This window comes from Aggregatibacter actinomycetemcomitans DSM 8324 (assembly GCF_000372365.1).
GTDB lineage: Bacteria > Pseudomonadota > Gammaproteobacteria > Enterobacterales > Pasteurellaceae > Aggregatibacter > Aggregatibacter actinomycetemcomitans.
Window position 1 is genome coordinate 34,147 of the sequence record NZ_AQUU01000004.1, and the last position, 21,495, is coordinate 55,641.

Below are 21,495 nucleotides of genomic sequence, written 5' to 3' on the forward strand. Positions count from 1 at the left end.
ACTTTTTTTGTAGGATGGGATTTATCCCACCTTGATAGCGCACGTTTTACGGAACGCATCGATCGCCTATTGATATACAAAAACTCACCGCTCCGCCATCGGAAGATTTTTAAAATGGTGTGATTCCCACCCTACCATTGATTAATTCACTTTCCACTCGCCGTTCAGCACGGTGCCAATAACTTCGTAATCATTGGAGAATACGGCGAGGTTGGCAATTTTGCCGGTTTCCACTGAACCTAAACGATCGTCCACGCCAATAGCGCGTGCTGGGTAAAGGTTACTCATGCGAACGGCTTCGGCGAGTGGGATTTCCACATATTCCACGGCGTTTTTAATAGATTCCATCATGGTAATGGACGCGCCGGCGATGGTGCCGTTGCCATCGTAGCAACGACCATCTTTCACATAAATGGTTTTACCCACGAAGGTGAAACTTTCCAATTCCGGACCTGCGCCGGCAGCGGCAAGGGAGTCGGTGACAATACAGAGTTTGTCGCCTTTCACTTTTTTATCAAGGCGCACGTTGCCGAAATTCACATGCACGCCGTCCACAATAATGCCGGTGTAAACGTCGGAATCTAACACTGCACCGACCACACCCATAGCGCGTCCGGAACTGATCGGCGACATGGCGTTGTGCAAGTGGGTGGCGAAGGTGGCACCTTTATGGAACGCCGCTTTTGCCACTTCATAAGTGGCGTTGGAATGCCCGATGGAAACTACGATACCGCTTTTCACAAAGTCCGGAATATAATTGGCGGTCGGATTTTCTGCGGCGATGGTGAGTTTGGTGATCACGTCGGCATTTTCACAAAGGAAATCTTTCATTTCCGGTGAAATTTCGCGGATATATTCCGGACGGTGTACACCTTTTTTCTCAACGCTTAAATACGGTCCTTCAATGTGCAGGCCCAGCGCTTGGTTTTTATGCTTGGCTAAATATTCACGCATAATTTTAACCGCACTTTTAATGCCTTCATCAGGTGCGGTGATAAAGGTCGGTAAGAAACTGGTGCAGCCCGATTTCAAATTGGTGGTTTGCATGATTTCCAAGGTTTCTACGCTGGTTTGATCGTTAAACATCACGCCACCGCAGCCGTTAAGTTGCAAATCGATAAACCCTGCGGTGAGGTTATGTCCTTGTAAATCAATGGTTTTAATATCGCGTTCCAATTCACTTTGCAGAACCACGGCTTGAATATGTTCGCCTTCAATCACCACGGCATAATCCCGTAGCACCTCATATTTTGTGTAAATAACAGAGTTTGTTAATGCATATTTCATTCTTACCTTCCCAAATTTATCGAAAAAAACAACCGCACTTTCGTGCGGCGTTTAACTATAACACGCTGTGAATGGCTCTTTCTTCCAATTCGGTGAAATATTTCACGGTTTTCACTTTCAGTTCTTGCAACGCGGCTTCATCCGCCACCAAAATAAAGTGGCGATGTAATTGCAACGCGCTGACTGTCCAGAGGTGGTTCACCGAACCTTCCACCGCGGCTTGCACCGCAAGAGCTTTTTGATGCCCGATGGCTAAGATCATCACTTCTTCCGCATCCAATAACGTTGCCACACCGATGGTTAACGCATATTTCGGCACTTTGTTAACATCATTACCAAAGAAGCGGGAATTGGCGATTAAGGTGTCTTTCGTCAAGGTTTTAATACGGGTGCGGGAACTTAAAGAAGATGCCGGTTCGTTAAAGGCGATATGCCCGTCAACGCCCACACCGCCCATGAATAAATTGATTTTGCCATAGGATTTGATTTTTTCTTCGTAACAACGGCATTCTTCATCATGATCTTCCGTATTGCCGTTTAAAATATTGATATTTTGCGGTTGAATATCCACATGATTGAAGAAATTGTTATACATAAAGCTGTGATAGCTTTCCGGATGTTCTTTCGGCAAACCGACATATTCATCCATGTTAAATGTCACCACATGTTTAAAGCTCACTTCGCCCGCTTGGTAAAGTTTAATTAATTCCTGATAGGTTTTTAACGGCGTGCTACCTGTCGGCAAGCCCAATACGAAAGGACGATTTTCAGTGGGTTTGAATTGATTGATTCGATCCACGATATGACGTGCTGCCCAGCGGCTGACTTGTTGTTCTGTGGTGAGTGGGATAAGACGCATAGTGAAATTCCTTTATTCTATCGCCGTGGGTAATAAATTACCCACGGTTATGTATAATTCAGCCCCTTTGGGGCTGTATAGGTTCCCCAAAGGGGAACGACTACGCCTAACCTAGGGTAACTTTTTACCCTAGGTCATTGCAGTTTCCATTAAATTATAAATACTTCGCTTTTAATTCTTTCGCTTTAGCGAGTTGTTCCGGTGTGGCTTTGGCGGTCATCGGTTCACGGCAGTAGCCGGCGTGTACGCCTTCCAATTTCAACAATTCTTTGATGGTTAAATATAAACCGTTCGCCAAAATGCCTTCGATTAAATCGTTGGTGACGTGCTGGATTTCAAGCGCTTCTTTGAGTTTGCCCACTTTGGTTAACTCAAAGATTTGACGAGCGCGAATACCGTTCACGTTAAAGGTTGAACCGATAGCGCCGTCCACCCCTAACGAGGCTGCCGGTAACATCATTTCGTCGAAACCTGCCCAGATTAAGTGGTTCGGATAGGCTTTTTTCAAACGTTCCAACAGATAGAAATCGCCTGCGGTGAATTTCACGCCAAGCACTTTCGGGTTTTTGTAAAGTTCGCCGAATTGTTCGATCCCCATGTTCACACCGGTTAAGAACGGGATGGAATACACGATCATGTTGTTGCCGGTTTCGGCAATGATAGTGTCATAGTAATGTTTGATTTCAGGGAAGCTGAATTTGTAATAGAACGGGGTGACCGCAGACAAGCTGTCATAGCCTAATTCGGTGGCGTATTTACCCAACTCAACGGCTTCCTGTAAATTCACGCTACCCACTTGAGCGATTAACGCCACTTGGTCTTTGGCTTCATCTTTAGCAATACGGAAGATTTGTTTTTTCTCTTCCGTGGAAAGCATGAAGTTTTCACCGGTGGAGCCGCCCACATACAAGCCGTCCACTTTCATTTTGTCGATGTTGTAACGAATAATTTCGCGCAAACCTTTTTCATTCACAGAGCCGTCTTCGTTGAATGATACTAATAATGCACTGAAAATTCCTTTTAAATCCCGCATAGTTTTCTCCTATTTAATACGTTGTTCTAAAATAACATTAAGTGTTTTCTGTTTGGTTTTGGTCGCGGCGTCCTGTTCGGCTTGTACCAATAAAGCGTAGATCAAATCCAATACAAATAATTGAGCGATTTTCGTACCGATGGAATCTCCTTGGAGCTTCCCTTGTTTATTGCCGTTGACCAGCACGAAATCCGCGTGTTCGGTAATGGGCGAACGCAAACTGTGCGTTAACGCTACTGTCGTCGCCCCGTTTTGTTTGGCGATTTTTAACGTGTGGGCGGTTTCCTGCGAATAGCCCGAATGGCTTATCCCAATCGCCACATCGGTTTCTTTCAGCAACGCCGCCTGCATATACATAAAATGATTGTTACCGGTGGCATCTACCGGCACACCGATACGCATAAATTTATTTTTCGCATCTTCCGCCGTCACGCCGGAGGATCCCACACCGAATAAAAAGACCCGTTTGGCTTTTTGAATTGCCTGCACAACCCGTTCAAGCTGCTGGAAATCCAGCAAATTCACCGTTTCGTCCATTACTTTGGAAATCGCTGCCTGTAATTTGTGAGCGATTTTCAATGAATCGTCATCGGGCATGATTTCCGTTTCCAACACTGTGTCGTCACGGCTTTTTCTGGCGGTTGCCAGCTCAATGGAAAACGCCAGTTTGAAATCGCTGAAGCCTTTGAACCCCAAGGTTCGACAAAAACGTACAAAGGTCGCTTCGCCCACATTCAAATTCGATGCAAGCTCGGAAAGAGAATATTGCATGACCATTTCCGGTGATTGCGAAATCACATCGGCAATTTTCTTTTCCGTTTTAGTTAAACTCTGATATAACGTGCTAACGGTGTTAAGCACATTGCCATTCGTTGCCATAAATTCCCCTTACGCGGCAGCCTGAATTTGCGCCAGCGCCCAAGAAGCTGCACCGATAAGCCCCGCATCTTGCCCTAGTTGAGCCGATTCGATAGCGCCGCGATACACTTCCGGCATTTGTTGCAAATAGGCTTGTACCAGGGGCAAATAGCCTTCCGCCAGTCCTACGCTGCCGCCGATAACCACTTTTTGAATATCCATACCAATAACCAAATCCGCCACCAGATTGGCGATGGCTTTTGCCGAAAGGGACACAAGTGCGGTAGCTTTTTCGTCCGTTTTTCGAAAACGGGCGAACACCTCTTTCGGTTCGCAAGGATCGTCCCATTGTTTGGAAACTGCTTCAATGGCACGCCCTGACGCAATGGCTTCCACACAGCCCACGCGTCCGCAACCGCACACAGGCCCGTTCGGATCCGCGACGGTGTGTCCGATATGACCGGCAATGCCGTTCGGTTCGGTAAGTAATTGGCGATTTAAAATTAACCCACCTCCCACACCGGTGGAGACGGTAATAAAAGCAAAGTTTTGAATGTTATTTTTATCTTGCAGTTGATATTCCGCATAAGTCGCCGCCTGTGCATCATTTAATAAATACACCGGATTGGACGTATGCTTGGAAAGGCTTTCTTTTAACGGGAAGTAGGCAAGTCCCCCCAAATTTTTCGGATTCAATGCGGTCAATATTCCTTTATTGATGATGCCCGTTGATGCAACCGCAACATAATCAAATTGCCCCGCATAATCCTTGAGTAATTGCGCGAGAGTCTGATGCATGGCTTCCACCACATTTTCCTGTGGCGTATGGATTTGTTTCCGTTGTGTGACTTGGTTCTGAGCAACAATGGCGGCGGCAATTTTGGTTCCGCCGATATCTAAGGCTAAGCAACGCATCATCTGTCCCTCTTTATTATTTGTCCGCCGATTTGACCGCACTTGCGAACCAGCTGACGATGTGTTCCAAACGGGTTAATGCCGATCCGACAGTGACGAAATCCGCGCCGATTTCAATGGCGATTTTGGCAAGTTCCGGCGTGTTATAACGCCCTTCCGCCATCACTTTGCAACCCACCGCTTTCAGATCTTTCACCAGTTGATAATCCGGTTCTTCCGGCACGGCGCCGCCGGTATAGCCCGACATGGTGCTACCCACGATGTCAAAACCGAGTTTTTGGCAATACAACCCTTCTTCCAGATTGGAGCAATCCGCCATGGCAAGACAGCCCATTTCATGAATTTTTTTGACCGCACTTTCAATCTCCACCGGGCGCGGGCGACGAGTACCATCCACGGCGATAATGTCCGCTCCGGCGTGCGCCAAGTCTTCAATGTCCTGTAAAAACGGGGTGATACGTACCGGGCTGTCGGGAAGATCCCGTTTGACGATACCGATGATCGGCACATTTACGGTCGGGCGCACGGCTTTTAAATTGTCCACACCTTCAATGCGCAACCCCGCCGCCCCGCCGATAACGGAAGCCTGCGCCATAGCAGCGACAATTTCCGGTTTATCCATCGGACCATCATCCACCGGCTGACAAGAGGCAATTAATCCGTTCTGAAGTTGGGCGAAAACGACTTGATGAGATAATTTTTGAGATAGCTGTGACATAGAAACTCCTTTTTTTGCGGCTGCATTTGGCAGTCATTCTAGTCAGTGGAGACATTCTACTAAAATAAAATTTCATTTTAAAATATTTTTTGAAATAATATTCCAACTATGTGATCTACTTCTCATTTTTGAAATAAAGCTTCATTCTCTATTTAAAAACGATTTTTTTACTTTAGAATGCAAACTGAGCTGTAATTCAAACATCCCATATTCATTATTTGTTACTACAGGAGTGTAGCCATGAAACTAGCCAAATTTTTCCTTGCCACTGCAATGGTATTAGGTGTGGCCTCCATTGCCAATGCCGCCGAATACGATTTGAAATTCGGTATGAATGCAGGCACTTCATCCAATGAATACAAAGCTGCCGAAATGTTTGCCAAAGAAGTGAAAGAAAAATCCAACGGCAAAATTGAAATTTCCCTTTATCCAAGTTCTCAATTAGGTGACGACCGCGCCATGTTAAAGCAATTAAAAGACGGCGCATTGGACTTCACCTTTGCGGAATCCGCCCGTTTCCAATTGTTCTATCCTGAAGCGGCGGTATTTGCCCTGCCTTATGTGATCACCAATTATGAAGTGGCACAAAAAGCGTTACATGACACCGCATTCGGTAAAGATTTAATCCAAAAAATGAACAAAGAATTGGGCTTAACCTTGTTATCCCAAGCCTATAACGGCACTCGCCAAACCACCTCAAACCGCGCCATCAACGGCATTGCCGACATGAAAGGCTTGAAACTGCGCGTACCGAATGCCGCAACCAATCTGGCTTACGCCAAATATGTGGGCGCGTCTCCAACACCGATGGCATTCTCCGAAGTGTATTTAGCACTACAAACCAATTCCGTGGACGGTCAGGAAAACCCGTTGGCAACCGTGCAGGCGCAAAAATTCTATGAGGTGCAAAAATACTTGGCGATAACCAACCACATTCTGAACGACCAACTTTATTTGGTCAGCAGTGAAACCTTCGCCGACTTGCCGGAAGATTTACAAAAAGCAGTAAAAGAAGCTGCACAAAAAGCAGCGGAATATCACACCAAACTCTTTGTTGACGGAGAAAAAGAGTTAGTAACTTTCTTTGAAAAACAAGGTGTCACCGTTACGCATCCTGATTTAACACCGTTTAAAGACGCTATGAAACCTTACTACGCCGAATTTATAAAACAAACCGGCGCAAAAGGTGAAGAGGTCCTAAAACAGATTCAAGCAATCAACAAATAATTGACTCATACGTGTGCCTGTTTCGGCAGGCATTTCCTCCATTATGATTGAACGGAGTTGAACATGAAAATCTTTAATAAACTTGAAGAATGGATCGGTGGTGTCTTGTTCCTCGTGATATTCTGCATTCTTGTTTTACAAATTCTGTTCAGACAAGTTTTCCAATCTCCATTAATTTGGAGTGAAGAACTGGCAAAACTGATATTCGTTTATGTGGGTATGCTTGGTATTAGTGTCGCCATCAGAAAACAAGAACATGTTTATATCGACTTTCTCACCAACTTAATGCCGCCGACAATCAAAAAAATCGTCAATTCCTTTGTGCAATTGGTGATTTTCCTCGGTGTGATTTTCTTTATCCACTTCGGCATAAAAACCTTCACAGGTGCCGGTTTCCCCATTGATGCCTTAGGCGGTATTTCGGAAAAATGGATTTACGCCTCCCTGCCGATTATTTCCTTTTTAATGCTAATTCGCTTCTTTCAAGCGCAAGCAGATAATTTCAAAGACAATAAAAGCTATCTGCCGGCGACCTTTTTCATTATAAGTGCGGTTATTTTATTGGGTATTTTATTTACCACCCCTGAATGGTACAAAGCACTGCGCATCACGGAATATGTCAAATTCGGCTCCAATGCGGTTTATGTCGCACTGGTCTTCTGGTTGGTTATCATGTTCTTAGGCGTTCCGGTGGGCTGGTCACTATTCATCACTACCCTGCTTTATTTCTCTATGACCCGTTGGAACGTGGTGAATGCGGCTTCCGAAAAACTGACTTTGAGCTTGGACAGTTTTCCACTCCTTGCCGTACCATTTTATATTCTCACCGGAATTTTAATGAACACCGGTGGTATCACTACCCGAATCTTTGATTTCGCCAAAACTTTATTAGGTCACTATACCGGCGGAATGGGACACGTTAACATCGGCGCCAGCTTATTATTCTCCGGTATGTCGGGCTCTGCCCTTGCCGATGCCGGTGGTTTAGGTCAACTGGAAATCAAAGCCATGCGCGACGCAGGTTATGACGATGACGTTTGTGGTGGTATCACTGCGGCTTCCTGTATCATTGGCCCACTAGTGCCGCCAAGTATCGCCATGATCATTTACGGCGTTATCGCCAACGAATCCATTGCGAAATTATTTATTGCCGGCTTCATCCCGGGTGTCTTAGTCACCATCGCACTAATGGGTATGAACTATTACATTGCTAAAAAACGCGGATATCCAAGAACATCGAAAACCACCCGGGAGCAACTTTGCGCCTCTTTTAAAGGGGCATTCTGGGCGATTTTAACTCCCTTATTGATTATCGGTGGGATCTTCTCCGGTTTATTCAGCCCGACAGAATCTGCGGTAGTAGCGGCCTTCTATTCCATCATTATCGGTAAATTCGTGTACAAAGAGCTTACCCTTAAAATGCTGTTCAACAGCTGTGTGGAAGCCATGGCGATTACCGGCGTGGTGGCACTGATGATCATGACGGTCACTTTCTTCGGTGACATGATCGCCCGCGAACAAGTGGCAATGCGTATTGCCAATATGTTCGTCGCCGTGGCGGATTCCCCGTTAATGGTGCTGGTGATGATCAACGCCTTGTTACTGTTCCTCGGTATGTTTATTGACGCCCTTGCCTTGCAATTCTTGGTATTACCGATGCTCATTCCAATCGCCATGCAATTTGGTATCGACCTCGTGTTCTTCGGTGTCATGACCACCTTGAACATGATGATCGGTATCTTAACACCGCCGATGGGAATGGCGTTGTTCGTGGTAGCACGGGTAGGCAATATGCCCGTCTCCACCGTTACCAAAGGGGTATTACCATTCTTAGTGCCGATTTTTATTACTTTGGTATTAATCACCATCTTCCCGCAAATTATTACCTTTGTGCCGAATTTATTAATACCTTAGGAAAAAAAGTGCGGTTGAAAAACGCTGTAAATTTTAACCGCACTTTAAACCCTAGGGTGCAACCGGTTGCGCCCTACCACAAAAAATCTATTCATGCCGTTTACGAATAGCAAACAATAACTCAAAACGAGGTGTGTTATGACATTCAAAAAAACAACATTAGCGAATTTATTTTTTGCTGCAACGGCTTTTGCCACGACTGCGCAAGCAGCTTATCCCGATTTACCCGTGGCGATTAAAAGCGGCGCAGGCGCGTTAATCAACGATACGGTTTATGTGGGCTTAGGCTCGGGCGGAGATAAATTTTATGCCTTGGATTTAAAGACCCCGAACGCCCGATGGAAAGAAATTGCCGCGTTCCCGGGTGGCGAACGCAACCAACCTGTCGCAGCGGCAGTTGATGGCAAATTGTACATTTTCGGCGGCTTACAAAAAAATGAAAAAGGCGAATTACAACTGGTCAATGACGCTTACAGCTACAACCCTGCCGACAATACCTGGAACAAATTGCCAACCCGTTCACCGCGTGGTCTAGTAGGTTCCAGCGGTGCTTCTCACGGCGACAAAGTGTATATCATCGGCGGTTCTAATCTCTCTATTTTCAACGGCTTCTTCCAAGACACCGTCGCCGCCGGTGAAGACAAAGCGAAAAAAGACGACATTGCCAAAGCCTATTTTGAACAACGCCCTGAAGATTATTTCTTCACCACCGAACTGCTCAGCTATGAACCGTCCACCAACAAATGGCACAACGAAGGTCGCGTGCCGTTCTCCGGACGTGCCGGTGCGGCGTTTACTATTCAAGGCAATGAGTTAATCGTTGTCAACGGCGAAATCAAACCGGGCTTGCGCACAGCGGAAACCCATCAAGGTAAATTCACCGACAAAGGCGTGCAATGGAAAAACCTGCCTGATCTGCCGGCACCAAAAGGACAAAGCCAAGACGGTTTAGCGGGTGCCATGGCGGGCTATAGCCACGGGCATTATTTAGTCACCGGCGGTGCAAACTTCCCGGGCTCCGTAAAACAATTCAAAGAAGGCATGCTTCACGCCCACAAAGGCTTAAGCAAGGCCTGGCACAAAGACATTTACACCTTAAACAACGGTAAATGGCAAATTATCGGTGAATTGCCTGCCGGTATCGGCTATGGTGTTGCGGTGTCTTACAACAATCAAGTGCTTTTAATCGGTGGTGAAACCAACAGCGGCAAAGCCTTAACTTCCGTACAAAGCATGAGCTACGACGGCAAAAAATTAAGTGTCGAATAACCTGTCAAAGACGTAAAAAATGAAGGATTACGCCAATAACGTTTAATCCTTCATTGTTATTGTGGCGGGCACAAATTTACGGAACAAGGGAACCGTTTTAAAATAAGCCACCGCTAATACCACGCCGTTGCGTGATACTTCTCACAAAAACGGAAGTTTTTATTTGCCAAAGGAAATCGCATAGGCATATGCTCTATTCCGTTTAATAAAAAAATCTTATGGAATCAAAAATAAATTAAAGGAGTTCGTATGAGTGTTTTAAGTTATGCCCAAAAAATCGGGCAAGCCTTAATGGTGCCTGTTGCCGTTTTGCCGGCAGCCGCCGTATTAATGGGGATCGGCTATTGGCTTGACCCGGACGGCTGGGGCGCAAACAGCCAACTTGCCGCCTTATTAATCAAGTCCGGCGCGGCAATCATCGATAACATGGGCTTATTATTCGCCGTGGGCGTAGCATTCGGGTTGTCCAAAGACAAACACGGTTCTGCTGCGCTTTCCGGTTTGGTGGGCTATTATGTGGTCACTACCCTACTCGCCCCTGGCGGCGTAGCGCAATTACAACATATTGATCCAAGCCAGGTGCCTACTGCTTTCGGCAAAATCAACAACCAATTTATCGGTATTTTAATCGGTGTACTTTCCGCCGAACTTTACAACCGTTTTTACCAAGTGGAATTGCCGAAAGCCTTATCATTCTTCAGCGGAAAACGTTTAGTGCCGATTGTAGTGTCTTTCGCCATGATCGCCTTGTCTTTCGTTTTACTCTATGTATGGCCTTATATCTTCAATGCCTTGGTGTCCTTCGGGGAGTCCATCAAAGACCTCGGTGCAGTGGGCGCAGGGATTTACGGCTTCTTCAACCGTTTATTAATCCCGGTTGGCTTACACCACGCCTTAAACTCCGTATTCTGGTTTGACGTTGCGGGCATTAACGATATTCCGAATTTCTTAGGCGGCGCCAAATCCATTGCCGAAGGCACGGCAACCATGGGCATCACCGGGATGTATCAAGCGGGCTTTTTCCCGGTCATGATGTTCGGCTTACCGGGCGCGGCACTTGCCATTTACCAATGTGCGAAACCAAGCCAAAAAGTGAAAGTCGCCTCCATCATGCTCGCCGGTGCTTTTGCTTCCTTCTTCACCGGTATCACCGAACCGCTCGAATTTTCTTTCATGTTCGTGGCGCCGATTCTTTATGTATTGCACGCATTACTCACCGGGATTTCCGTATTTATCGCCGCCAGTATGCACTGGATCGCAGGCTTCGGTTTCAGTGCCGGTTTGGTGGATATGGTACTTTCCTCCCGCAACCCACTCGCCGTTGACTGGTATATGTTACCGGTGCAAGGTTTAGTGTTCTTCGCCATTTACTATTTGGTGTTCCGTTTTGCCATCCAAGCCTTTAACTTAAAAACCATCGGTCGCACGGAAGAAACGGAAGAATCCGTCCCTGCACCAAGCGTAAACAATCAATCCCGTGAAGAAAGGGCGATCAAATTTATCGACGCTTTAGGCGGTGCCGACAATTTCAAAACCATTGACGCCTGTATTACCCGCTTGCGCTTAACCTTGGTTGATCGAAATAAAATCAACGAGGAACAACTCAAATCCCTCGGTTCTAAAAGCAATGTCAAACTAGGTAATGACGGGTTACAAGTGATTCTTGGCCCCGAAGCAGAATTGATGGCGGAGGCGATTAAAGCAAAAGTGAAGTGAGTTTTCGTCTAAATCTTGATAAAAGCTTGGAATATTCTCCAAGCTTTTTTATTAACTAAGAACATAAAAGCCGATAAGCTACAAAAAAGTGCGGTCGAAAATCAATGTATTTTGCGATATGATGCTGCCTCATTAGACTCACCATTTTCTCAAGACATAGTAGACAAAATAGTTGGTAAAAAACTATCTTTCCATTGTTTACACTACACAATTCGGTAAACAACTCTTATTTTATCATAGGATGGCTTGATTTGGCTGTTGGAAAACAAAGGCGGAAAACAAGCCAGCAGAAAATATCTATCCGTTCTAAGCTTTCCGCAAATGGCTTTTCTTCTCTATTTCGGGGTGAAAACAATGTGGTACTTACAGTTCCATTTGGTGTGTGATAGACTTGAATCGTCATTGGCTTTACTTACCATTGACTTATCCTCCTATATCTTGAATTTTGGTTGTCAGCCTTATTCATTATATAGTGAGGATTTTTTATGTTGACCGCTTAAGCTCTTTGATTCCATACGCATAGCGTACGGTTTTTATAAGCACGCTATTGCTATAAAGTGCGGTCAAAAAATCAGGTGTTTTTCATGGCCTATTTTCTGAAAAAAGAGATAAAAAAATCTGCATACTTCACAGCATGCAGATTTATTACTTATTTATTCTTCAATTAAAAAGAAATTATTTCGTGCCGTTTACCGCAATTTCTACACGACGGTCATCAGCCAAGCACGCAATCAGCGCTTTGCGACCTTTAACCGTGTCACATTTATTGCCGGTAACCGGGTTTGCTTTACCGTAACCGGTAGCGGAAATTGCCTGTTGAGAAACACCTTTAGATACAAGGTAATTTGCTACAGTTTCAGCACGTCTTTGGGATAATTTTTGGTTGTAAGCGTCGGAACCGATACGGTCTGTATAACCTGCAACTTGAACGTTAGCGTTATTTACTTGTGCAATTTCGTGGGAAATGCCATCCAAAGTTTTTTGCGCCTGCGGTTTTAAATTCGCTTTGTTGAACGCAAAAGTCACATCAGAATTCAAATTGAATACTTTGTTAACTACTTCAGGAGCAATAACAGGCGCCGGTCCCTGACCAAAGCGGTAAGATAAACCTAGCGCTACAGAACCAATATCCGGAGAATAGCGAACATCAGATTCGTTATTTTCATAATAATTGGCTTTTCTTTCTGCTTTGCCGAAATTGCCTACTCGGCTCACCCATTGATACTCCAAACGTAATGCCAATTCAGGAAGAATGGCATATTCAAGCCCCCCGGCAAATACCGGAGAAACTTTTAAATCATGGAATTTATGAGTTTCTCCGAAAGTGTTATCTTTGTAATCAACACGGATTAATGCTGCACCTGCACGTGCATAAAGATCTAAATTATGCAATACAGGATAGCTTGCTTTAAGAGACAAGCTGGAACCATGAGCGGTAATTCGTTTTTCTCCGGTAGCTTCTTTTACTTTACCGCGACCGAAGAATTCATACCCTGCTTCAACAGCGAAATTATCGGTAATTTGGTAGCCGGCAAAGATGCCATAGGATTCCGAGTTTTTCTTGGCTTTACCCACTACTGTGCCGTCCTGCTCATACTGATATTGATTTAAACCGTGACGGACAGATGCCCAGCCGGCTTTTGCCCCCGCATAAAAGGTATTTGCTTGCGGTGCTGCCTGCACAATTGTCGCTACTGATGCAGCTAAAGCCGCAGTAGTAGCTAATGCGATTACAGTTTTTTTCATTTTTGCTCTCCTATATTATTAATTTGATTAACTTAAAATATGCTAACTTAAGATTTTAATTTAACTAAAGGCAAATTGAACCGCTTTATTTGGGTAAATTCAGTCCTTTATTTAAAATAAAATGCTAAAACTTTAGTATTATCCTATAAAAAAATAAAAAATCAAATTCCGCTTATTTTTCAGATCAATATAACCAACTTTCCTTTGTTGCTTTTTATATGAAATTTTACTCACTTGATAACATAAAACTTTCCCGTAATTGTTGTAACTGATCGCGCGTTGCAGCAGCTTTCTCAAATTCCAAATCCTGTGCAAATTTATACATTTGCTGCTCAAGTTTCTTAATCTGTTGCTGATATTCTTTCGGTGATTTCGGCGTTGTATAAAGTGCGGTCGGTTCTGCCACCGTTTTTCCACGTTGTTTATTGGCTTTGGCTTTCTGATTGGCACCCTGACCGATATCTAACAACTCGCCTACCTTTTTATTTAATGCCTGCGGCACAATGCCCTGTGCTTCATTATATTTTGCTTGTTTCTCACGCCGACGATTGGTTTCGGTAATAGCTTTCTCCATTGATTTGGTTATATTATCCGCATACAAAATGGCTTTTCCGTGTAAATTTCGCGCAGCACGTCCGATCGTTTGAATTAATGAACGCTCGGAACGTAAAAAACCTTCTTTATCCGCATCTAAAATTGCCACTAAAGACACTTCCGGAATATCTAAACCTTCCCGTAATAAGTTAATGCCGACTAAAACATCAAATTCCCCCAAGCGCAAATCACGAATAATTTCCACCCGTTCGACAGTATCAATATCAGAATGCAAATAACGTACGCGAATACCATGTTCATCTAAATAGTCGGTAAGATCTTCCGCCATTTTCTTCGTTAATGTCGTCACTAAAACGCGTTCATTTTTATCCGCTCTGTGGCGTGCTTCGGAAAGTAAATCATCCACCTGAATAGATACCGGGCGAATTTCAATTTGCGGATCAAGCAAACCTGTCGGACGCACTACTTGGTCGATAATTTCCCCACCGGATTTTTCCAGTTCATACGGTCCCGGTGTGGCGGAAACATAAATGGTTTGCGGTGCCAAACGTTCAAATTCTTCAAAACGTAACGGACGGTTATCCAACGCAGAAGGCAGACGAAAACCATATTCCACCAAGGTTTCTTTACGGGAGCGATCGCCGCGATACATCCCACCGATTTGTGGCACGGTGACGTGGGATTCGTCAATAATCAAAATTGCGTCAGACGGCATATAATCAAATAAGGTCGGTGGCGGTTCGCCCTCATTTCTATCTGATAAATAGCGGGAATAGTTTTCAATGCCCGAGCAATAACCGAGTTCATTCATCATCTCAATATCAAATTGGGTACGTTGGCTGATACGTTGTTCTTCCAATAATTTATTTTCTTTAGTGAAATACTCCCGCCGTTGCGCCAATTCCAGTTTAATTTTTTCGATGGCGTCTAAAATTCGCTCACGCGGTGTAACATAGTGGGTTTTCGGATAAACGGTAAAGCGCGGCACCGTGCCGAAGCTGCTGCCGGTGAGCGGATCAAATAAACTCAAGCGTTCGATTTCACCATCAAATAATTCGATACGTACCGCTCGATCGTCCGATTCCGCCGGGAAAATATCAATAATTTCTCCCCGCACACGGAACGTTCCGCGCTGAAACGCCTGATCGTTACGGGTATATTGCAACTCTGCCAATTTTGCCAAGATTTGGCGCTGATTAATAATCGCGCCTTGTTGCAAATGCAGCATCATTTTTAAATAGGAATCGGGGTCCCCTAAGCCATAAATAGCGGACACGGACGCCACTACAATAGTATCGCGCCGTTCTAAGAAAGATTTTGTGGCGGAAAGTCGCATTTGTTCAATTTGATCATTAATAGACGCGTCTTTCTCAATAAAAGTATCGCTACTCGGCACATAGGCTTCGGGCTGATAATAATCATAGTAAGAAACAAAATATTCCACCGCATTTTCCGGGAAAAAATCCTTCATTTCGGCATAAAGTTGGGCGGCAAGGGTTTTGTTCGGTGCCAACACCATCGCAGGGCGATTCAATTGCGCAATCACATTGGCAATGGTAAAGGTTTTGCCTGAACCTGTTACCCCAAGCAAGGTTTGATGTGCCAAGCCATCTTCTAAATTTTCGGCTAATTTTGCGATGGCCTGGGGTTGGTCGCCGGAGGGTTTGAAATGGGAATGAAGAATAAAAGGTTTAGTGTTAATTTTTTCTGACATAAAGTGCGACCGATTTTAGCATTGTTTCTAATGGCGGCTATTTTAACACGTTTAAGGCACTAAATTGAGGGTTAAAAAATCAAGTTTTACACAGAGTTATATTTGTCAAGCAGGTTACTTCACAAATTTAGAAAAAAATTTCAAAAAATTCGCTAGATTTTTACTAACCATTTGAAAATTAAATAAATGTTATTTTACAATCAGTTTCTCTTAGGATTTTTTTGAAGCCTTATTTCATCGGGTATTAGCCCATTCGTAAAATAATAACCCACAAACTTATCCACAGACTTTGTGGATAGAAAATTTCACTCAAAAATATTCAAAAAATTTTCAATTGAAGGTGTTGACAAGGAGAAATCGGATCAGTAGTATACGCGACCTGTCTTTTTTGACACCAAATTATTCCTCCTTAGTTCAGTCGGTAGAACGGTGGACTGTTAATCCATATGTCGCTGGTTCAAGTCCAGCAGGAGGAGCCAATTTTTTCTTTTGGACAGTTTTTATTTATCTCCTTATTATGAAACTAAAGCATACCAAAAGAATTTGAGTCCATACCTTCTTTATGGGCTTTTATTTTTCTACCGGATTCTTTCACTCTCTAAGATCTTCGCTTATCGAACAAATAATGCTGCCCCGCCACTTATCGGCAATGTGGTGCCATAAAGTAAACTCATCGCAAAGAAAATCAATATGATGCCGGCAAGGCATTTCATTAAGGCTTCCGTATTCACATTGGCAAACGGCAGGCGATACCACTGCGCCATTTTCACGGCAGTGGATCGGGCATAGCGCACCAACAACGCAAAGGCCGATAATGTCATTCCTGTGCCGAGAGCCATTGCCAGTGTCGCTATCACGCCCCAAGCATAGAGATCCAACATATACGCCAGAAACAGTACGAAAATCGCGCCGGAACAGGGGCGCATGCCGATACTCAAAATAATCAGCAAACTTTCTTTGATGTTGGTACTTTGATTGAGTCGTTCGGGGTTCGGCACATGTTGATGCCCGCAACCGCAATTTTCGTGGTGTTCCGTATGCCCGTTAAAAACACCTGAAATTCTGACCGCACTTTTTCCTGCGATCAATGAACCGACACGCATTTCATTTACCAAACCGCCTTCAATTTTTTTGATTTGCAGTTGCTGCTTCGTTTGTCGATGTTGCTTCAACAGCGTTTTCCCGCTTTTCCAACACCAATTTAATCCCAATAAAATCACTAACGCATAAGCGGTTCGCTCCAGCCATAATTGGCTTAAATTAAAATAAGCGGAAGAAAGCTGAAGCAGCAAAACCACGATTGACACCGCCGAAATTGCCACCACGCCCTGCGTTAAAGAAGAAAAGAACGTGATTTGCATACTGCGCCCGAGCTTGGTTTGATGGGTGGCTAAATAACCGGCAATAATAAATTTACCGTGTCCCGGACCCAGCGCATGAAACACACCGTATAAAAAACTAACAGCAATCAGCAGGCTGCCGGCATACACGGGCTGTTGCTTGATTTCGTGCAAGTAACCGGAAATCAGTTGATTAAATTCCCGCTGCCACACGACAACCTGCTTAAACAGCCAGGGGAAAAGATAAATAATAGCGAGAACTAAGACGATAAAGACGATGCTGTAAAATAAACGGGCTTTCATAAAATTTTTAAAAACTAACGGCAAATCAACCGCACTTTTTGTGCAAATAGCGCACCCAATGTATTGTCCTCATCACGTTGCGTTTGATCTAATGATGAGGCGTATTGTTTCACTTTTTCATCCACTTGCGGCTCAAGCACCTGTCCCCGGCAATTTGCCGGCAGCGCGGAAAAATCCACCGCACTTTTGGTCGGTTCGCCGTAATACATGGACACATAATAGGTTGGATCGTAAGTACTTAAAGTATATTCGTTATCTGTCAAGGGCTGCGGTTTAGACAACATGAAATCGAAAAAGTACATCACTTGTGAACCATTGGATTTCATACCGTAGTTTTGCGGTTTGGCTCGGTATTTAATTTTATTGCCCTGCTTGTCAAAAAAATAACTAAAATAATGCTCATTCACCACATTGCCCATGACTTCATCAATGAGCTTTTGTCGCGCGTTTTTATCGCCTTTGGTTTGTCTTAAATCGTATAAAACCGCTGCGGAGCTGGGTTCGTCTAAAATCCACTGCATTGAAAAACCGACTAATTGTTGATTCTCTACCAAGGTTTTGGTTTTTATCTCAATGAAAGCATGAGGATGGGCAAAAACATACTGAGCGGATAACAAAGACAATAGCAATAAAAAAAGTTTCTTCACAAATTCACCTTCCGAAAAATAGCTATAACGCATTCTAACATAAAATAAAATTACACAGAACAAGTATAAAAAATCAGCAAAAAGAAAAAAACACGCTCAGTTTTGTGATCTATATCAAAAAAACTTAATTTAGTATTTTTCTTCACACGAAAAAATCTATAGCATTCAATCGCGTCAAGTGATTGCTTGATATTCATAAAGTTCCTAAATAAAATAATCATAAATAGCTAAACTACTTTCCTACCTCTCCTCGCGAGAGGTTTTTTTATATCTGTTTTCCGCGAATGATTAGCACAAAGATGAAACATCAAGTAGAATGAACCCCCGAATGATTAAATTCCATCGGTCATCAGGTGCCGAAAAAACGCCTTGAATTCCGACCGCACTTTTCCCTTAACCCAGAGAATAATTATGTCAATACAGTTCGTTTATACGATGCACCGAGTAGGCAAAGTAGTTCCGCCGAAACGTCATATTCTGAAAAATATTTCACTCAGCTTTTTCCCGGGCGCCAAAATCGGCGTACTTGGCTTAAACGGTGCCGGTAAATCCACCCTGCTTCACATTATGGCAGGCATCGATAAAGAAATCGAAGGGGAAGCCCGTCCGCAGCCGGGCATTAAAATCGGCTATCTTCCGCAGGAACCGAAACTCGATCCACAGCACACCGTGCGCGAAGCCATTGAAGAAGCCGTCGGCGAGGTGAAACGCGCTTTAACCCGCTTGGATGAAGTGTATGCGCTATATGCGAATCCCGATGCGGACTTTGACAAACTTGCCGCCGAACAAGCGGAGCTGGAAGCCGTTATCCAGGCTCACGGCGGGCATAACTTAGAAAATCAATTAGAACGCGCCGCCGATGCGCTACGTTTACCGGACTGGAATGCCAAAATCGAGCATTTATCCGGGGGGGAACGCCGCCGCGTTGCTTTGTGTCGTTTGTTGTTGGAAAAACCGGATATGTTGCTGTTAGACGAGCCGACCAACCACTTGGACGCGGAATCCGTGGCATGGTTGGAACGCTTCTTACACGACTACGAAGGCACTGTAGTGGCAATCACCCACGACCGTTACTTCTTGGATAACGTTGCCGGTTGGATTTTAGAACTTGACCGCGGTGAAGGCATTCCTTGGGAAGGCAATTACTCCTCTTGGTTGGAACAAAAAGAAAAACGTCTGGCGCAGGAACAGGCGCAGGAATCCGCCCGCCAAAAATCCATTGAGAAAGAATTGGAATGGGTGCGTCAAAATCCGAAAGGCCGCCAAGCGAAAAGCAAAGCCCGTATGGCGCGCTTCGAAGAACTTAATTCCGGCGAATATCAAAAACGTAACGAAACCAACGAACTCTTTATTCCACCCGGTCCACGCCTGGGCGAAAAAGTCATCGAGGTGCAACATTTAAGTAAGTCCTACGGCGACCGCACTTTAATCGACGATTTATCCTTCAGCATTCCGAAAGGTGCCATTGTCGGCATTATCGGTGCCAACGGCGCGGGTAAATCCACCCTCTTCCGTATGCTTTCCGGCAAAGAAAAACCAGATTCCGGTACCATTACCTTGGGCGAAACCGTCGTGTTAGCTTCCGTGTATCAATTCCGTGATGCTATGGACGAAAAAAAAACCGTGTGGGAAGAAGTGTCCAACGGACAAAATATTCTAACCATCGGTAACTTTGAAATCCCAAGCCGTGCTTATGTAGGACGCTTCAACTTCAAAGGCGTGGATCAACAAAAACGTGTGGGCGAACTCTCCGGCGGTGAACGTGGTCGTTTGCATTTGGCGAAATTATTACAAGCCGGCGGCAACATGCTGTTATTGGACGAGCCAACTAACGATCTTGATGTGGAAACCTTGCGCGCACTGGAAAATGCCATCTTGGAATTCCCGGGCTGTGCCATGGTAATTTCCCATGACCGCTGGTTCTTAGATCGTATCGCCACCCACATTTTAGATTACGGCGATGAAGGCAAAGTCACCTTCTACGAAGGCAATTTCTCCGATTATGAAGAATGGAAAAAGAAAACTTTCGGTGCTGAAGCCCTTAAACCGCACCGAATTAAATATAAACGCATTGCGAAATAATTGTTAATCGCGAAACACAAAAAAACCCGCTTTCATTGAAAACGGGTTTTGTTTTATTGATGCAGCCAAAAACACCTAAAATTCTGACCGCACTTTAAGTGAATTACCACTCAAAGTTTAAACCGACGTTATAGGTTGCGCTGCCACCATTGGTACTTACTGCCACACCGGCTTTCGCGGCTACATTTTGATTGAAACGATAACCTGAACCAACCGCTAGTGCTGTTTTAGATTTATAACCACCAACAGCTGCACTCAAGTTAAGGCTGCCGACATTATACGGTTGGAATAAGCCGCTTAGTGCCGCTTGGGAAGCCAAACCGTTTTTTACTTCTTTGTCTAATTCATTGACTCGGCTATCTAATCGATCAATACGCGCAGTATTACGATCAACTTTGGTCGTTAATGCCGCGATGTTTTGGCTTGAAGATCTAAAGGTTGCAATCGCTCTGGAATTTGCTGCAATATCGGCTCTGTTTTTCTCTACATCAGCCTTATCCGCTTTATTTTCAATTGCTTTTTTATTCTCGGCGATTTTTTGCTCGTTAGCACGGGATCTTGCCGCATTTTCGGTAGATCTCACATCTACATTTTGAAGCACCCGATTAACGCCTTCCAGATTTCCATCAATACGGGCTATAGAAGCTGTATTCTCTGCAATTGATTTAGTATTTTTCTGAATATCTAACTCATTTTTAGTAATCCTTGCCCTGTTAACAAGCTCTTGCTTAGCTAATCTATCGATCCCCCCAGTGTTACGCATAACATCTTTTTCTATACTAGCAATATTTGCTTTATTAATAGCAATATCTTTCTTATTTTCATTAATGTTCGTCTCATTATTAAAAATATCCACCCTGTTTTTAAAGACTTGTTGTGGAAGATTAGCAGAAGGATTTTCCAGAAAAGAGTCTTTAGCCAATGCATTGACAGAAATTGCACCAGTGACCATTAAAGCAACGAGGTGGTGTTTAAATAATTGATATGTCATAATTCATCCTTAAAAAATAAAGTTATTTAATTTTTAGTCTAATTTTTCGAAATCGAAAAACCATTCTTCCATAATAAAATTAAAAAAGAGTCTGATTTAACATGCCTCCTTTTCGGCTTGAATTTATACCACAAAAAAATATGAACCCCTTCTAATATAAATGTATCAATTCAATAGGTTACGACTATTGTTTTACCCTAAAATAGAAACAATACTTAATCTTGCATATTAAAAAACCATTTATTAATCCTTCTTTAAACAAGGTTAAATCTTTCCCTCCAAACTTATAATCTAAAAAAATTATATTTTAATCGGTTAAAA

Annotated in this window: 16 protein-coding genes, 1 tRNA gene and 1 pseudogene; 6 read left to right on the forward strand and 12 right to left on the reverse strand. The window is 43.9% G+C overall.

Annotated elements, in window-relative coordinates; translation table 11 throughout:
* Nucleotides 1-141 precede the first annotated feature (141 nt).
* The 6 genes from nagA to A3CS_RS0103060 form a co-directional block, all read right to left on the reverse strand.
* Nucleotides 142-1,287, reverse strand: coding sequence for an N-acetylglucosamine-6-phosphate deacetylase (nagA, locus tag A3CS_RS0103035; RefSeq protein ID WP_005547130.1), 1,146 nt, complete (start codon nt 1,285-1,287; stop codon nt 142-144).
* A 55-nt stretch (nt 1,288-1,342) separates the two neighbouring features.
* Nucleotides 1,343-2,146, reverse strand: coding sequence for a glucosamine-6-phosphate deaminase (gene nagB, locus A3CS_RS0103040; protein WP_005547129.1), 804 nt, complete (start codon nt 2,144-2,146; stop codon nt 1,343-1,345).
* A 154-nt stretch (nt 2,147-2,300) separates the two neighbouring features.
* Nucleotides 2,301-3,179: an N-acetylneuraminate lyase gene (gene nanA / locus A3CS_RS0103045; protein ID WP_005547128.1), complete on the reverse strand. Its 879-nt coding sequence runs from the start codon at nt 3,177-3,179 to the stop codon at nt 2,301-2,303.
* A 9-nt stretch (nt 3,180-3,188) separates the two neighbouring features.
* Complete coding sequence (locus tag A3CS_RS0103050) at nt 3,189-4,058, reverse strand: MurR/RpiR family transcriptional regulator (protein ID WP_019518228.1); 870 nt, start codon at nt 4,056-4,058, stop codon at nt 3,189-3,191.
* A gap of 9 nt (nt 4,059-4,067) precedes the next feature.
* Nucleotides 4,068-4,952 carry an N-acetylmannosamine kinase gene (locus tag A3CS_RS0103055; protein WP_005547126.1) on the reverse strand — a complete coding sequence of 295 codons (885 nt, stop codon included), beginning with the start codon at nt 4,950-4,952 and terminating at the stop codon, nt 4,068-4,070.
* A 16-nt stretch (nt 4,953-4,968) separates the two neighbouring features.
* On the reverse strand, nt 4,969-5,670 hold the full coding sequence (locus A3CS_RS0103060) for an N-acetylmannosamine-6-phosphate 2-epimerase (RefSeq protein WP_005547125.1): 702 nt from the start codon (nt 5,668-5,670) through the stop codon (nt 4,969-4,971).
* 240 nt (nt 5,671-5,910) lie between these two features.
* Between A3CS_RS0103060 and A3CS_RS0103065 the strand changes: the two genes are divergently transcribed.
* The 4 genes from A3CS_RS0103065 (at nt 5,911) to nagE (ending at nt 11,796) form a co-directional block, all read left to right on the forward strand.
* Nucleotides 5,911-6,897, forward strand: a complete 987-nt coding sequence (locus A3CS_RS0103065) for a sialic acid TRAP transporter substrate-binding protein SiaP (RefSeq protein ID WP_005547124.1) — start codon at nt 5,911-5,913, stop codon at nt 6,895-6,897.
* Between the two features lie 63 nt (nt 6,898-6,960).
* Nucleotides 6,961-8,811, forward strand: coding sequence for a TRAP transporter large permease subunit (locus tag A3CS_RS0103070; RefSeq protein ID WP_019518229.1), 1,851 nt, complete (start codon nt 6,961-6,963; stop codon nt 8,809-8,811).
* A gap of 138 nt (nt 8,812-8,949) precedes the next feature.
* Entirely contained in the window at nt 8,950-10,080 is a 1,131-nt protein-coding gene (locus A3CS_RS0103075; protein ID WP_005547122.1) for an N-acetylneuraminate epimerase, read from the forward strand.
* Between the two features lie 249 nt (nt 10,081-10,329).
* Nucleotides 10,330-11,796: an N-acetylglucosamine-specific PTS transporter subunit IIBC gene (nagE, locus tag A3CS_RS0103080; RefSeq protein WP_005547121.1), complete on the forward strand. Its 1,467-nt coding sequence runs from the start codon at nt 10,330-10,332 to the stop codon at nt 11,794-11,796.
* 338 nt (nt 11,797-12,134) lie between these two features.
* Here nagE and A3CS_RS1000000111365 read toward each other — a convergent pair.
* From A3CS_RS1000000111365 to uvrB, 3 genes and pseudogenes are all read right to left on the reverse strand, one after another.
* Nucleotides 12,135-12,215 (reverse strand): annotated as a pseudogene (locus A3CS_RS1000000111365) (IS200/IS605 family transposase); the annotation flags it as partial.
* Between the two features lie 256 nt (nt 12,216-12,471).
* The gene (ompA, locus tag A3CS_RS0103085; RefSeq protein WP_005547120.1) at nt 12,472-13,542 is read right to left on the reverse strand and encodes a porin OmpA; all 1,071 of its coding nucleotides are present in this window, start codon (nt 13,540-13,542) and stop codon (nt 12,472-12,474) included.
* Between the two features lie 226 nt (nt 13,543-13,768).
* Nucleotides 13,769-15,811, reverse strand: a complete 2,043-nt coding sequence (gene uvrB, locus A3CS_RS0103090; RefSeq protein ID WP_005547119.1) for an excinuclease ABC subunit UvrB — start codon at nt 15,809-15,811, stop codon at nt 13,769-13,771.
* A 403-nt stretch (nt 15,812-16,214) separates the two neighbouring features.
* On the opposite strand from uvrB, the gene A3CS_RS0103095 reads away from it, so the two are divergent.
* A tRNA-Asn gene (locus tag A3CS_RS0103095) sits at nt 16,215-16,290 on the forward strand.
* Between the two features lie 132 nt (nt 16,291-16,422).
* On the opposite strand, the gene zevB is transcribed toward A3CS_RS0103095, so the two are convergent.
* Nucleotides 16,423-17,454: a zinc transporter permease subunit ZevB gene (gene zevB / locus A3CS_RS0103100; RefSeq protein WP_005551275.1), complete on the reverse strand. Its 1,032-nt coding sequence runs from the start codon at nt 17,452-17,454 to the stop codon at nt 16,423-16,425.
* Between the two features lie 14 nt (nt 17,455-17,468).
* Nucleotides 17,469-18,134, reverse strand: coding sequence for a zinc transporter binding subunit ZevA (gene zevA, locus A3CS_RS0103105; RefSeq protein WP_012821052.1), 666 nt, complete (start codon nt 18,132-18,134; stop codon nt 17,469-17,471).
* Between the two features lie 378 nt (nt 18,135-18,512).
* Here zevA and ettA point away from each other — a divergent pair, with 378 nt between their 5' ends.
* A complete protein-coding gene (ettA, locus tag A3CS_RS0103110; protein WP_026161169.1) occupies nt 18,513-20,183 on the forward strand; it encodes an energy-dependent translational throttle protein EttA in 1,671 nt (556 codons plus the stop codon).
* A gap of 103 nt (nt 20,184-20,286) precedes the next feature.
* On the opposite strand, the gene A3CS_RS0103115 is transcribed toward ettA, so the two are convergent.
* Entirely contained in the window at nt 20,287-21,174 is an 888-nt protein-coding gene (locus A3CS_RS0103115; protein ID WP_005544639.1) for a YadA C-terminal domain-containing protein, read from the reverse strand.
* Nucleotides 21,175-21,495: the final 321 nt, after the last annotated feature.